At 58.9% G+C, this 14,195-nt stretch carries 10 protein-coding genes and 1 riboswitch; of the genes, 7 read left to right on the top strand and 3 right to left on the bottom strand.

What is annotated here, in order from left to right:
- The first annotated feature begins 61 nt into the window (after positions 1-61).
- From E1H13_RS02770 to E1H13_RS02760, 3 genes are all read left to right on the top strand, one after another.
- A complete protein-coding gene (locus E1H13_RS02770) occupies positions 62-622 on the top strand; it encodes a pentapeptide repeat-containing protein (RefSeq protein WP_169611856.1) in 561 nt (186 codons plus the stop codon).
- Between the two features lie 78 nt (positions 623-700).
- Positions 701-1,033, top strand: coding sequence for a hypothetical protein (locus tag E1H13_RS02765; RefSeq protein WP_169611855.1), 333 nt, complete (start codon positions 701-703; stop codon positions 1,031-1,033).
- A gap of 125 nt (positions 1,034-1,158) precedes the next feature.
- Positions 1,159-1,803 (top strand): helix-turn-helix transcriptional regulator, encoded by a 645-nt coding sequence (locus E1H13_RS02760; protein ID WP_169611854.1) that lies wholly within the window; start codon positions 1,159-1,161, stop codon positions 1,801-1,803.
- Positions 1,804-1,904: 101 nt separating this feature from the next.
- Here the strand turns inward: E1H13_RS02760 and E1H13_RS02755 are convergent, their stop codons facing one another.
- The gene (locus tag E1H13_RS02755) at positions 1,905-3,527 is read right to left on the bottom strand and encodes a cation:proton antiporter (RefSeq protein WP_169611853.1); all 1,623 of its coding nucleotides are present in this window, start codon (positions 3,525-3,527) and stop codon (positions 1,905-1,907) included.
- A gap of 95 nt (positions 3,528-3,622) precedes the next feature.
- A riboswitch (Fluoride riboswitch) is annotated at positions 3,623-3,697 on the bottom strand.
- 29 nt (positions 3,698-3,726) lie between these two features.
- The gene (locus E1H13_RS02750) at positions 3,727-5,973 is read right to left on the bottom strand and encodes a lytic transglycosylase domain-containing protein (RefSeq protein WP_240966370.1); all 2,247 of its coding nucleotides are present in this window, start codon (positions 5,971-5,973) and stop codon (positions 3,727-3,729) included.
- Positions 5,974-6,152: 179 nt separating this feature from the next.
- Here E1H13_RS02750 and E1H13_RS02745 point away from each other — a divergent pair, with 179 nt between their 5' ends.
- Complete coding sequence (locus tag E1H13_RS02745) at positions 6,153-7,637, top strand: leucyl aminopeptidase (RefSeq protein WP_169611852.1); 1,485 nt, start codon at positions 6,153-6,155, stop codon at positions 7,635-7,637.
- Between the two features lie 96 nt (positions 7,638-7,733).
- Here E1H13_RS02745 and E1H13_RS02740 read toward each other — a convergent pair whose 3' ends face one another.
- Complete coding sequence (locus E1H13_RS02740; protein WP_169611851.1) at positions 7,734-9,065, bottom strand: MATE family efflux transporter; 1,332 nt, start codon at positions 9,063-9,065, stop codon at positions 7,734-7,736.
- A 90-nt stretch (positions 9,066-9,155) separates the two neighbouring features.
- Between E1H13_RS02740 and ggt the strand changes: the two genes are divergently transcribed.
- The 3 genes from ggt (at position 9,156) to E1H13_RS02725 (ending at position 14,156) form a co-directional block, all read left to right on the top strand.
- Positions 9,156-10,736, top strand: coding sequence for a gamma-glutamyltransferase (gene ggt, locus E1H13_RS02735; protein ID WP_169611850.1), 1,581 nt, complete (start codon positions 9,156-9,158; stop codon positions 10,734-10,736).
- Positions 10,737-10,786: 50 nt separating this feature from the next.
- Positions 10,787-12,220, top strand: coding sequence for a carotenoid oxygenase family protein (locus tag E1H13_RS02730; protein ID WP_169611849.1), 1,434 nt, complete (start codon positions 10,787-10,789; stop codon positions 12,218-12,220).
- Between the two features lie 133 nt (positions 12,221-12,353).
- The gene (locus E1H13_RS02725) at positions 12,354-14,156 is read left to right on the top strand and encodes a hypothetical protein (protein WP_169611848.1); all 1,803 of its coding nucleotides are present in this window, start codon (positions 12,354-12,356) and stop codon (positions 14,154-14,156) included.
- The last annotated feature ends 39 nt before the right edge of the window (positions 14,157-14,195 follow it).

Raw genomic sequence — 14,195 nt, 5'->3', positions numbered from 1 at the left:
TCAACTTCCCGGTGAGTATTTACACTCGGCTGGGGCCAGAATCTGAGGAACCTCCTTAGAAATGAGCGAACCGGGAGTCAGTCAAGCCAACCTCAGCCGAGCCCGGCTATCGCGAGCCCAGTTAACCCATAGCCAACTGGGGCAGGCTAACCTGCGCCAGACCACCCTTAACGATGCCGACCTGTCTGGGGCCACATTAACTAATGCCAACGCCCACCAGGCTGCCCTCAGCCGAGCCACAGCGCTACAAGTAACCGCTGTGGCCATTACCTTAACCCAGGTGGAGGCCAGAGGGAGTCGATGGCAAGGCAGTGACTTGCAGGGCAGTCGTCTGGATGGGGCCAACTTTTCAGAGGCGAATTTAGCCCAAACCAATCTGACTGGGGCGACCCTCACCGATGGCCGCTTCTACCGCACCAATTTCATTGGCGCCAACCTGAGCGAGGCCAACCTGAGCGGGGCCAATCTGCGGGAAGCCCTAATTCGCGAGGCAGATCTTAGGGATGCTGATTTGACCAACGCCGACCTGCGTGGGGCTAATCTGGTGCGTACCGACCTGAGTGTGGCCCGATTTTGTAACACCCGCATGGCCGATGGCGAGTTGAACAACGATCACTGTTAACGATCATTACGCTCCATCCTCGATTAAAATTTCCCTTAAGCTTCCCCGGTTGTTTTGCGTCTATTCATGTTTGGCTCCATGTCTGACTCGGAGAAAATTCCAGAAATTCTCAAGCTGATTGACATCCTTGATGGGCTTGAGGCCCTGATTGAGGCGGCCCCAACCGAAGACGTGGAGGATATTCTGGAAGAAGCGTGGCTCCAGGTGAGCGATACATTTCCTGAAGACTTTAAAGCGGCAACTCAGCATGACGCTGGGGCAGAAGGATTGCGACGCTATTTAAAAGTCAAGGCATTTTTTGAAAATCCTTCGGAACGATCGATCAGCGCCTCTGAATTAGAAGAGTACTACCGGAGCTATACCGCCTCCGAAGAGGACGAAGAATCTACCGACTTTTTCTTTCCTGACTGAGGCCGCCGCTGAACTGTACTGTCTCCCGTGGTGGGCGATCGCCCACCAAAACCTCAGGCCTCTCTTCCGGATCAAGGGGCTGCACCGCCGTAAAGATAAACCTATCGACATGTCTAAGCGGTGCTATGACCAACCCTCAACCCTCTAAGCCGAAGCTGACCCCCGCCTCAGAATATGCGCTGATTGTGGGGGCTGGGGCAACAGCAGCGGTATCGATCGCGGCCCAGCAAGTCGCTGCCGCATCTTTGCCCATAACCACCCTGGTGGCCTTGGGGCTACTTAACCGCTACCGGCTAGATCAGCGGCTGCAAGACAGTCAACCGGTGGGGCAACCCCTGGAAACCGCATCCCCCAAGCTGACCCCACCCGCCCCCCAGCGGGGGACAGCCAGCCCCCGCCCTGACCGCCAAGCCCACCGACCTCAGACGGTGGCGGCCCCGACCCCTGCGGCTCGCTTCTCCCATCGGCGTGACTATATCCATGAGTCATTGGCCGTCAAGTTGCAAGCCCAGGCGGATGTAGTCGCGAGGCAGCAGGCTAGTCTACAGCGGGTGGGGGCAGATCTAAAGCAGCACCGCCAAGCACAGGGCTGGTCTGTGGATGATGTCTATCAACAGACGTTTATCCAGCCTTACACCATTAAGGCAATTGAAACGGGCAACCTGAGCCAATTGCCTGAGCCCTTTTACATTCGGGCTTTCTTGCAGAAATATGCAGTGGCTTTGGGCCTGGATGGGGCGATTATCGCTGACCAGTTTCCTGTGGCTTAGTTTTTTGATGTCAGCTTTAGCAGTCAGGGTGCCAAGGGCCCCGGGTTTGGCGACAGCTGATCGGGTCCCCAAGGTAGCCCCTGAGGATCTGTACCGACGGCCTAGGGGGCCTCTGCAATCACCAGGACTGGCACTGGGCTGGTCTCGAGTACCCTCTGGGACGCAGCCCCCACCAAAATTTCTGTGAACGGGCGATGCCCCCGTTTACCCATCACAATTTCAGCTACGTTATAGTCTTGGGCCGTAGTCACGATGGTTTCAGGGATAGCCCCTGGCTTGGCGATAAAGCGATAGCGGATATCTGCCAGATATTGCTGGGCCTGCTGTTGTAGCTGTTTCAGACCCTCGGGATCATCCATCTGTACCACATGCAAGACCACCACCTGGCCATCGCTGCGGCGGGCCAGTTCTGCGGCTTTGGCCAGCACAGGGGCCGCCATGGGGGATGTATCGACGGCGGCTAGCAGCACAATTTGACGGGCTACCGTGACTTTGGTGGGATCTACTTCCCCCTGTTCAAGCAACTTGGGGGCAAAGGTGGGAATGGCCCAAGCGCCAAAGGGGGCGGTCACCAGAATAGATAAGGCCGCGATCGCTAACATGGTTTCGCCGCCAGCAATACCCTGGGCCAGGGGTAACGCCCCGATCGCCGCCTGGACAGTGGCTTTGGCTGAGTTACCTGGCAACAGGAACAGCCGCTCTTTCCAGGTCCAGTTGCTACCCAAGGTGGACAAGTACCAGCCCAGCCCTCGCCCGATTAGCGTGCCAATGGCAATAATCAGCAATCCTACCCCGATGGTGTCTCCCAGGACATCCAGTTGAATACTGGCCCCCAGCAGCACAAACAAGACAATTTGAGCCACGATCCACAGGCTATCGAATCCCCCCCGCAGCCGACGGGCCAGGGGGGCATCCAACTCAATCAAAAAAAAGCCGGTGGCCATCACGGCCAAATAGCCCGAGAAAATGGGCATCCTTTCCGCCAACACCACCAGCAGCAGGGCGAAACTGGCCGCCACCAGAGTATCTTGGACGGCATTTTGGGTCCAACGTTGCTGGGCTAGGATGGTTACGAGCAGCCGGGCCAACACCCAGCCCAGCACCAGCCCCAGTCCCACCTGTAGCCCAATCTGCAACGGCAATAGCTGCAACGGGCTGAGGGTTAGCCCCCCCGGTAGGGTCAGTCCGGCCTCTCCCCCTTGCCCCAAAAAGGTGAGGAGCAGGCTAAACACCAGCAGCAGCAATACATCTGACAGAGCACTGCCGGTTAAAATGGCGTCAGGAATGCCCTTGGTCACTCCCCAGCCTAAGCTCTTGAGCCGCAGCATTGCAGGCACAATCACCGCTGGGGACTCGGCCCCCACAATGCACCCCAGCATTAACCCAGTGGCTACATCAAACTGCAATAGCCAAACAGCGGCGATCGCCACTGCCAAAACCTCACTACTAGCGGGTAGAAACCCCAGTCGCAGGGCCACAGTCCCCTGCTGGGCCAGCTTTTCGCGATCTAAACCTAAACCGGCTTTCATCAAGATCACCATGACCGCCATGGTGCGCAGTCCATCGGCGGCCCCTAAAACCCCTGGACTGAGTAAATTTTGTCCCTGCGGGCCTAGGGCAATGCCAGCCAAAACCATGCCCACCAGGGCCGGAACCTTCAGCCGTCCTGCCACCTGGCCAGCAAAGAAACCCACCAGCAATATCAAAAGGATGCTTTCTATCATTGGCTACCGCTCACTCATCGGACTAGCAAGCCTGTAGCCAAAGCCCAATCACAAGCGAGCCCCTACTGCCCGCCGCTGGCCTTTCGCCACAAGCTGGAACAGTAGGAGCCATCAGCCCTAAGCGGGGTACGTCCCGGGCGGTTTCGGCGAGCTCCATCGCCATCGCTACTGTTATACCATCCGGTAGCTCGATTCTCTATTAACCGGCATGGCGCCGTTGCAGTTGCTCCACGGCTTGGGCAATGGCGGGGTCATAGAGGCGTAGGTAGTTCCAGTAGCCGCCAAACACCGCCCTGACATAGCCGTGGGTTTCAGGGAAGGGAATTTTTGCGGCAAAGTCGTCGGCGTCGGTAAAGCCGCCCCGTTCAATCCAGCGGGCGATATTACCAGGCCCAGCATTGTAGCTGGCGACCGCAAATAACGAGTGGTTGTTGTACTCTCGGTGGGTGTAGTCCAAATACCAGGTACCCAGCTTGATATTGTCCAGGGGATCGTCCAGGTTATAGGTGTCGATGTCGGATCGCTCCTTGATCCAGGTGGCGGTACCGGGCATCACCTGCATCAGCCCCGCCGCCCCTACCCCCGAGCGAATAGAGGGCATAAACCGCGACTCTTGCCGAATTAATGCCGCCACCAGCAGCGGGTTAAGCTGGCGCTGGGCGGACCAGGTTTCAATCAAATCCCGGTAGGGCATGGGGTAGACCCCATGCCAGTAGTCTGGATGCTGCGACAACTCGGCAAAGGCGGCTTGTTCCTCTGGGGCAATGTCCCAGGCCAGGCTAGACACCTGGTAAATGCCATCCAGGTGATCGCCAGCTCCCTGGCGCATCAGGCCGTCCACAAACCGCTCCGCTGAGGAGGGATCTTGGCGATTGGTGTATTCCAGTTGCCAGCGTTCCCAGGCTTTCTGGTCTTGGCCAAGGAGATACAATTCCTGGAGTTGATCAGAGCCCACGGGTAGAGGCGCCCGGCGCTCTGGAGGGGCGATCGCCGGTACTTTAGCCCGAACGGTTTTGAAATCTCCCACATCCCAGCCCAGGGCTACCGCTGCCCGCCAGGCGTAGTAAGACTCGGGTTGAAAGGCAATCACCTGCTCCAGGGCCTCCTGGGCCACGGCGGTTTCCCCCAGTTGGTGCGCCCATCTGCCGGTCCAAAAGCCCGCTTCGGCAGCGGTTTCACTGTCGGGGCTGTGGGTTAGCACCTGGCGGCCCCAGTTAACTGCTGTCGTCAGGTCTCCCTGGTCTGCAGCGTTACGAGCGTTGGTCCAGCGAATTTCAGCCGCTGCGTCAGAGTCACTATAGTCTTGTAGAATCGTTTCCCGGGTGGCCTGGGCTGAGCTCGAGCTGTCTAGACCATCCAGAATGTTGGCCCGCATCAGTAGGGCGGCAGCGGCCCGCTCGGGAAACCGGTTGACCACCTGGTCTAACACCCCCAGTTTGGCCTCATCGGACAGACTGAGGGTGAGGCGCATCAGCCCCAGCCCGGTGTCAGGGTGGTCGGGAAACTGTTGGTCCAGTTGGTTGAACAGCGCGATCGCCCGATCGCGCTGGTTACCAATTTGCAAGCCACGGGCGGCTCGGTACAGGTTGCGGGCCGACACGGGGGCCTTGGCATAGGCTGGCCCCGCCTCAGCGTAGTTGCTGCGCCGCCAAAAACCAAAGCCAACGGTTTGCCAGTCCTCGGGCTGCAGTTGGTCGGCAAATTCATGCTTGAGCCGCACCAGGGCTGTCCCAGCCTGGGGGTGATGTAGCCCGGCTCGGGCGATGGTCAGCAACAAAGGTAGGGCGTCGGCCCGGTGGGGGTCTGCGCTTAGCCGTTGGTGAGCCATATCCACCGATCTGGGGTGGTCAGGAAATTGCTCGAGCAGTTGATCCCCATAGGCTGGATCTTGCTGCCCCAGGCGGTATAGTAACGGGGCGATCGCCCCATCGTCCCCAAACTCACTCAGCAGCCGTTGCTGGGTTTGCTGGGCCGCCTCAGTCTGCCCTGCGGCTCGCTGGGCCTGCTCCAGGGCCATTAAGCTGTAGGGGGCCATAGTGGGATACTCGGCATCCAGCCCTTCTAACAAGGGAATAGCGCTGCCGCCGCGATCGGCGTTGATTAAATCTTGGGCCAGCAGAAACTGGGAGCGACTGCGGCTAATCGGATCGTTATTCTCCACATAGTTGGTGAGGGCGGCTTGCCGTTGCTCTGGGGTCTGCAACGCCAAGCCCAATACCGGATCATGCTTAGCGAAAGGATCCCGGGACGGTAGCCCCAAAAAACCAGCACTCTCTTCCCCGACCTCTGCCACCTCTGGGGAGACAACCGTGTTCACCAGGGCCGCGACAATGCCCAAGGACAGGGCACTAACCCCTGCGATCGCAAATAACGGCAGATTCGTTTTTAGCTGCTTTAGCATGGCAGACCGGCAAGGTTGAGGATGAACAATCAGATCAAAAGCCATCAGAGGCCTGCTAGGGTTGTAGCAAAAAAATCAAGAAGTGAGACAGCGGCATGGGTTTCTTTTTAGATTGACGCTCCCCTCGATCCAGCCGTGACCGTTTCCCCAGTCACGGCTGTAGCCGCCAGGGAAGTTACCCCGTACATTAATAAAGGTAGAAACGTCAAAAGAGCCTAGGTTGCATGAAATTTGAACTGTCGGATCAAACCTGTCTCACCTGGTCTGGGGATTGCTTGGTGGTTGGCCTTAGCGAAGCAGCAATACCCCTATCAGGCTCCCTGGCAGAGCTCAATGATCGCGTATCAGGGCTGCTGCAAGAGCTGATTGACGAAGCCGAATTTACCGGCAAAGCGGGCACTAAAGCGGTGATTCGCGTCGGCAATGGGGTGCGTAAACTGGGCCTGGTAGGATTAGGCGCTGCCGATAGTCTGAACGCCGATACTCTGCGCCGGGCCGCCGCTGCTGCCGCTCGCCTGGCCAAGCAAGAAAAATGTACCAGCCTGGGCCTCAGTTTACCGGTGGTGGATAACGACCCGGCCCTGAGCACCCAGGCCGTCACCCAAGCTGCCATAGAAGGGGTGACCCTGGCCCTCCACCAGGACGACCGATTCAAGTCCGACGAGGCTGACAAGGGTAAAACCACCCTAGAGACCATTCACCTGCTGGAGTCCCAGGGACAAGACACCAGCCTGGAGGCAGCCCAGGCCATCTGTGACGGGGTGATCTTGGCCCGGGAACTGGTGTCGGCCCCCGCCAACGTGGTCACTCCCGAAACTCTGGCCCAAACAGCCCAGGAGATTGCCACCGCCCATGGCCTAGAGCTAGAAATCCTGGAGCGAGAGCAATGCGAAGCTCTGGGCATGGGGGCGTACTTGGGGGTGGCCCAGGCCTCAGACCTGCCACCCAAGTTCATTCACCTCACCTACAAACCAGCGGCTACCCCCAGCCACAAACTTGCCATCATTGGTAAAGGGCTCACCTTTGATTCCGGCGGTTTGAACATTAAGGGAGCTGGCAGCGGCATTGAAATGATGAAAATGGATATGGGTGGGGCAGCGGCTACCCTGGGGGCGGCTAAGGCGATCGCCCAACTCAAACCCAGTGCCGAAGTACACTTCATTAGTGCCGCCGCCGAGAACATGATCAGCGGCAAGGCTATGCGCCCCGGCGACATTCTCACCGCCTCCAACGGCAAAACCATTGAGGTGAATAATACCGATGCCGAGGGCCGCCTTACCCTGGCCGATGCCCTGGTGTTTGCCGAAAAGTTAGAGGTGGATGCCATTGTCGACCTGGCCACCCTGACTGGCGCCTGCATCGTCGCCCTGGGGGATGACATTGCGGGTCTATTCAGCGACCATGACGACCTGGCCACCGCCATAGCTCAGGCGGCAGAAACCGCTGGCGAAAAATTCTGGCGCTTGCCGATGGAAGAAAAATACTTTGAAGGGTTGAAGTCGATTGTGGCCGATATGAAGAACACCGGTCCTCGCCCTGGTGGTTCGATTACGGCCGCACTATTTCTAAAGCAGTTTGTGGAACATACCCCCTGGGTTCACCTGGATGTGGCTGGTCCGGTGTGGACGGAAAAAGAGAGTGGTTACAACAACCCTGGCGGCACTGGCTTTGGGGTGCGCACCCTGGTGCAGTGGGTGTCGGCAATGTAGGCGTTGGCGGTATACACCAAATTCCAGTCCAGACCTGGAGCTCTGCCTGGGGGAAAACTCCAGAGCCCGAGCTGGACTTGGTATATATCCGTGGAGCTATCGCCCTAACGACCTGGGCACCGCCCAGCCCAGGGTGACGGCTCGGGCCGCCATTAACCCCACCAGGGCCAGCCAAAGCAGGTGGGCACTGGCCAGCGTCTGGGCCAGCAGGGCCAGGGGTAAAAAGCCAATGCCAGATGCCACCAGGGTGGCATTGCGTAAAATTTTGCCCGCCGTGATCCCCAGAAAATACCCGTCTAGCATGTAGGCGATCGCCCCCAGGCCCAAGATTGGCACCAACCAGCCCACATAGGTCTGGACCACAGCAATCACCGTGCTGTGGCTGGTCAACAGGCCAAACAGCGGTTGGGGAAACAGCACAAAAGCCAGCCCAAAGCTGAGCCCCAGGGCCAGACTAATGCTGCCACCAACCCGCAAGAGCTGCCGCAGTTGGCGGTAGTTGCCACTGCCGTAGTATCGACCGGCAAAGCTTTCTGTGGCAAAGGCAATGCCGTCAATGAAGTAGGCGGACAGGGTGACCACTTGCAGCAGCAGGGTATTCGCGGCCAGGACCTGGCTACCCAGGGCGGAACTGGCATTGGTAAACAAGGCAAAGCTCAAAACCAGGGCAAAGGTGCGTAATAGAATATCGCGGTTCAGGGCGAACAGGGCTTTCAGGGCTGACCCCTGCCAGGCCTGGGGGAATACCGCCCACAACCGCTGCCCACCCCCTTCCCGAACAATCAGCCCCAGCCCCATTAGCAGCATCAGGTATTGGCTAAGGGCGGTGCCCCAACCGGCCCCGGCACTGGCCCAGCCCAGCTGGCGAATAAACAGGTAGTTCAACAACACGTTGCTGCCGTTGCCCACAAAAGACAACAAAATCACCCGGCGGCCCTTTTCCCGACCCAAGAACCAGCCCATCAGCACCAGGTTGAGCAGCACCGCCGGGGCATCCCAAATCCGGGCATTGTAAAAGGCGATGCCTGCCGTTCGTACCTCGGGCTCGGCACTGAGTAGGGCAAAGCCAAGATTCCGCAGGGGGGCTTGCAGCAGCAAAATGCCCAGGCCAAAGCCCAGGGCAATCGCCCCATGGCGCAGCAAAATCAGCCAGAGGCCGTTGGTATCCTGGCGCCCCCGGGCCTGGGCGGTCATGCCGGTGGTGCCCATGCGCAAAAACCCAAAACTCCAGTAAGCCACGTTAAAAATCACCATGGCCAGGGCGACACCCCCCAGATGGTGAATTTCTGCAAGGTGACCTAGGAAGGCCGTGTCCACCAGTCCGGCCAGGGGCACCATCAGGTTGGAAATGATATTGGCGGCGGCTAATTTGAGAAAGCTGGATAGAAATGGCGGTTTCTCCAGGGGCGGAGACGGCGTGACTGGCATTAGCGATTACCCCAGGAGAGCGTCATTGACATTCGAGCCGTCAGATTGCTTAATGGGCGGATATCTCATGAATGTACTGAGTGAATAACCATGGCTGGGGCAATCTCTAGGGGCAACCGGGGGGCGGTGGCGGCGGGGCATCCGCTGACCGCTGATGCTGGGGCTGAGATGCTGCGCCAGGGGGGCAATGCCTTTGATGCCGCGATCGCCGCTGCCTTTACCGCCTGTGTCACCGAGTCTCCCCTCACCTCCCTGGCTGGGGGCGGGTTTTTGTTGGCCCACAGTGCCGATGGCCAAAATCGACTCTTCGATTTTTTCTGCCAAACTCCCCAAGCCAAGGCGGTTAATGGGGATCTCGACTTTTACCCGATTGAGGCTAACTTTGGCGACACCACCCAGGAATTTCACATTGGCCTGGGCTCGATGGCGGTGCCCGGCGTGGTGGCTGGCTTGCTGCAGGTGCACCAGCAATTGGGTCGTCTCCCTTTGCAGACAGTGGTGACCCCAGCCCAGCACTGGGCAATCAAAGGTACCCGGGTAGAACCGTTTCGGGCCTACTGCTTTCAAATTTTAGCCCCAATCTTAACCGCTACCCCTGCGGCCCGAGGGATCTATGCCCCCCAGGGAACGTTGCTGACCCAGGGAGACTGGTTTTATCTGCCCGACTTCGCTGCCCTGCTGGATCAGGTGGTGCATATAGGATCCGATCTATTCTACCAGGGACGCCTGGCCGCTCAGTTGGTGGACAGCTGCCGTACCCAGGGAGGATATCTGCGACAGCCCGACTTAAGCGGGTACCAGGTGATCGAGCGATCGCCCCTGCACGTCCCCTACGGCCAGACCCACCTGTTGACAAATCCACCCCCCAGTTCTGGGGGCACCCTGATTGGCTTTGCCCTGCAGCTACTGGCAGAGGTTAACCCTCACCAGTACAGCCACGGTAGTCCCCAACATGTGGCCGCCCTGCGAGCAGTAATGGCCCTCACCAACCAGGCCCGACAAAATGGCTACGATCGCCACCTGTATCAGTCTGATATTAGCGATCGCTTCCTCAGTGCCACCCATCTGGCTGAGTATCGGCACCAGGTGCAGATGGCCCTGGGCCAGGGGAGCAATAAATGGGGCAGCACCACCCACATCAGTGCCGTGGATGGGGAAGGCAACGCCGTCAGTATGACCACCTCCAACGGGGAAGGGTCCTCCTACATCCTGCCCGGTACCGGAGTGATGGTGAACAATATGCTGGGGGAAGAAGACCTCAATCCCCATGGGTTTCACCAGTGGCAGCCCAACCAGCGCATTTCCTCGATGATGGCTCCCACGATTGTGCTGCAGGACGGTAAACCTCTGCTGGTGCTGGGATCGGGGGGCTCGAACCGAATTCGCACGGCGATTTTGCAGGTGGTGTCCAACGTCTTGGACTTTGGCATGGACATTGAAACAGCGGTCAACATCCCCCGCCTGCATTGGGAGCGGGGAGCGCTGCATCTGGAGCCGGGCTACGATCGCGCCAGCCTGGAGGCCGCTGGGATTGGCCAGGGGGATCACTGTACTTGGTGGCAAGCCACCAATATGTTTTTTGGTGGTGTTCACGGGGTGGCCGTAGGGCCAGACGGCGAGTTTTCAGGGGTAGGGGATCACCGGCGGGGCGGGGCCTGTACCATCGTCTAGGCATTCTGCGCCAGAATGAAGGGGTGGTTATGGCGATGGAGAATTGATTTATGGTGGTTTCGGCGTCACCCCCAGGACAGCATACAGGGGCGTTGTGGACAGGGGCGATCGCTAATCCCCCCCGCGAGTTTGCCACAGCCGAACTAACAATCATCGCTGGCGCCATCCCCCCAGGGCTACGGGGCACCCTGTACCGCAATGGTCCGGCCCGGTTGCAGCGGGGGGGCGTACCGGTCAGCCACTGGTTCGACGGGGATGGAGCGGTGTTGCGGGTGAATTTTCACCCCCAGGGGGCCAGGGCCACCTACCGCTATGTACAATCCGCCGGTTGGCAAGCAGAAGCAGCCGCCGATCGCCCCCTCTACCGGGGCTATGGCAGCTTGCCGCCGATTCCCTGGTGGCAGCGGTGGCAGACCCAGGTCAAAAATGCCGCCAACACCTCGGTGCTGGCCCTACCCGATCGCCTCTTGGCCCTATGGGAAGGGGGCTTGCCCCATCGGTTAGACCTAGAGACCCTGGAGACCCAGGGCCTGGATCACCTGGATCGCCTGGATGCCAGTGATACCTTTTCAGCCCACCCCAAACGCCATGGGCGCACCGGCCAAATCTTCAATATTGGGCTAATTCCGGGGGGCAACGCCAAGCTCAAGCTCCATCGCTGTCACCCATCGGGGGCGATCGATCGCACCGAAACCATAGAATTAACTGGTATTCCGCTGATCCACGACTTTGTGCTGGCGGATCGCTACCTGGTCTTCTGCGTTTCTCCGGTGCGCCTCAACCCCCTACCCGCCGTATTTGGGCTGCAAAGCTTTAGCGATGCCCTGCAATGGCAACCCCAGCGGGGCACCCAGATCATCGTGGTCGATGCCGACAGTCTGGAGGCGATCGCCTGGAACCAGGTGGACCCTTGGTACCAATGGCATTTTGGTCGCAGCTATCTGGCCTCGGATGGCACTATCGTCTTCGATGTGGTGCGCTATCCCGACTTCGCCACCAACCAATACCTCAAAGAAGTGCCCTCTGGTCAGATGTCAACCCCCGCCCTGGCCCAGCTTTGGCAATATCGGCTAGATCCCCACACCGCCAAGATTATCGATCGCCAGTGCCTGCTCGATCGCCATTGTGAATTTCCTACGGTCATGGGGGAGGGCAGCTCAGCCCTGACCTACCTGAATGTCCATAGCCAGACCCCCATGCCTGTAACCGAACTGTTTGACGGCATCGCCCAATTTGACCCCAGCCGTCAAACCCTGACCCCGGCCCCTACCCAGGCGGGGTGCTATCCCTCTGAACCGATCCCGGCAGTGGACAGCAGCGATCCCCAGCAACACTGGGTGCTTACCGTGGTCTACGATGGCCACCACCACCGTAGCGAAGTCTGGATCTACGACGGTCATCACCTGCCCCAGGGCCCCATCTGTCGGCTGCAATTACCAGAGGTAATTCCCCCCAGTTTCCACGGCACCTGGGCCGCAGCCTAAGGGGGAAGGCAGAAGGCGAAAGGCAGAAGGGGAAGCAATTCAAAATTCAAAATTTAGAACCGCAAACCCGGTAACACAATAACCAACCTGGGCAGTCTGGTTAATATGGATTTGCAACCACTGGAGTATGGCGATGGCGGCCTCGCTATTGGAACAGGCTAAAGATGGAGATGGGGGCGCGATCGCGGCTTTGCTCACCCGTGCCCTCCAGCCCCAGGGGATTACTGTCCGGGGCGATCGCCACACCTACTGTCTGCAACTCTGGCTAACCGGTTCCCCCCTCCCTCCTCAAGGCCCTACAGTGGCCTATATCCGCCAATACATCCAGCGGCTAGGGGTGACCTCCATTGGCATTGTGCAAATCCAGGCCGAACCCACCGAGGCATCTGCGGTGGGTTGGCAAACCGAAATTTCCCTCCTGGATATGGGGGAAGCCACCAGCGCCTTGGCTCCCCAGGCTCCGCAACCAGCCCCTTTTCCCCCTAGCCCTAGCCCCAGGTCAACGGCCTCGGCCCCTGACTATCCATCCGAGGGAGCAGCGCCCACCTCCCGTAACCATCAATCCCCCCTAGCAGAGGAACTTCCTGCTACGATTAGCCGCGCCTATACAGAACTTCAGCTTCCCCTAGGGGCACCCCTAGCTCAGGTGGAGAGTCGTTACTTCAAGCTCAAAGCCGCCGCCCTACGCCGGAGCGATCGCGCTGCCATTGAGCCACTTAAATGGGCCTTTGAAACCCTCAAGTCCTACTTAGAGCAGTCCCACACCCAAGCGACTGCGCCCGTGGAATCGCTGATTGAACCGCCCCGCCCCGCCCCGGCTACCCCGACTACGGCGGCTCCTAACTCGCTTCCCCATCATCTGGCTCCAGTAGACCCTGCCACCCAAGCTTTGGAGCAATTGACCAGCCGCCTGCGGCAGTTGGGGCTGCCGGCCCAGATCACCATCCAGGCCAATGAACTGCATGTGTGCTGGCCAGCGGTGCGGGTGACCAATCCCAAGCAGGCCACAGCTCAGGTGTACCAACTGATCCAGGCCCAAAATTTGGCCGACCAGGGTTTAGCCACGATCGATACCCTGGTGGTGACTGGCCTCAGTCGGACCGGTCAGACGGCCTGGCAACAGACCCTGTCCCTACCCCGCCGCCCTACCGCCATGGAAGACACCGACTTAATGTCTTTCCATAATCGCTACAGCAATGCCCTGATTTTTCCAGCCCTGATGGGGCTAGGTATGGCCATGAATGCTGTACCGATGATTGATCGGCTGTTGTGGGGCATCAAAATTTGGATCCATGAATTTGGCCACGCCACTGTGGCCTGGATGGCGGGACGTCAGGCCATCCCCCTACCCATCGGTTGGACTAACATCAACCCCCAGCGATCGCTCCTGGTGTATCTGGGGATTTTAGTCCTGCTGGGGTTGTTGTTTTGGGCTGGGCGGCGGGAACAAAAACGCTGGCCCATGGGTTTGGCAGTGGTCTTAGCCATCCTCCAGTTTTGGATGACCTGGGTGATGTCGGTCAATCGGTTTGATATGCTGCTTTACTTTGGCGGCATCGGTGGCGAACTGTACCTCAGCACCCTATTGATGGTGGGGTACTACTTTCCCATGCCCAATTACTGGCGCTGGGATTTTTACCGGTTTCCAGTGGTACTTGGTGCTGCCTTTACCTTTTGGGGACAATTTGGCCTGTGGAAACAAATTCGCCGAGGCCGCGCCTCCATTCCCTTCGGTGGCCTGTGGGGCGACGCCGACCATGGGGATATGAATATTCTGGCCAATCGCCATGGCTGGACCCCAGGGGATATGATTAACACCTATAACGGCATTGCCAATGTATGTTTACTCGCGCTGATCGGGGTCTATGGTTATGTCCTCTACCGGCGTCACCGACACGACCTGATCCTCCTCAGCCAGCACTGGCCAGGACGATAACTAGTCCCGGATGCAGCGATAACCCACCTATCTACGCCA

The organism is Nodosilinea sp. P-1105, from assembly GCF_012911975.1.
Lineage (GTDB): Bacteria > Cyanobacteriota > Cyanobacteriia > Phormidesmidales > Phormidesmidaceae > Nodosilinea.
The sequence above is the reverse complement of the archived record's forward strand: the minus strand, read 5'-3'. Positions and strand labels throughout refer to the sequence as shown.

What these genes read in the sequence shown, in the direction of transcription:
- E1H13_RS02750 (WP_240966370.1), bottom strand. Translation starts at nt 5,973, where the DNA reads ATGGCTTTTGATCTGATTGTTCATCCTCAACCTTGCCGGTCTGCCATG.
- E1H13_RS02740 (WP_169611851.1), bottom strand. Translation starts at nt 9,065, where the DNA reads ATGCCAGTCACGCCGTCTCCGCCCCTGGAGAAACCGCCATTTCTATCC.
- E1H13_RS02725 (WP_169611848.1), top strand. Translation starts at nt 12,354, where the DNA reads ATGGCGGCCTCGCTATTGGAACAGGCTAAAGATGGAGATGGGGGCGCG.
- E1H13_RS02760 (WP_169611854.1), top strand. Translation starts at nt 1,159, where the DNA reads ATGACCAACCCTCAACCCTCTAAGCCGAAGCTGACCCCCGCCTCAGAA.
- E1H13_RS02765 (WP_169611855.1), top strand. Translation starts at nt 701, where the DNA reads ATGTCTGACTCGGAGAAAATTCCAGAAATTCTCAAGCTGATTGACATC.
- E1H13_RS02745 (WP_169611852.1), top strand. Translation starts at nt 6,153, where the DNA reads ATGAAATTTGAACTGTCGGATCAAACCTGTCTCACCTGGTCTGGGGAT.
- E1H13_RS02730 (WP_169611849.1), top strand. Translation starts at nt 10,787, where the DNA reads ATGGTGGTTTCGGCGTCACCCCCAGGACAGCATACAGGGGCGTTGTGG.
- ggt (WP_169611850.1), top strand. Translation starts at nt 9,156, where the DNA reads ATGGCTGGGGCAATCTCTAGGGGCAACCGGGGGGCGGTGGCGGCGGGG.
- E1H13_RS02770 (WP_169611856.1), top strand. Translation starts at nt 62, where the DNA reads ATGAGCGAACCGGGAGTCAGTCAAGCCAACCTCAGCCGAGCCCGGCTA.
- E1H13_RS02755 (WP_169611853.1), bottom strand. Translation starts at nt 3,527, where the DNA reads ATGATAGAAAGCATCCTTTTGATATTGCTGGTGGGTTTCTTTGCTGGC.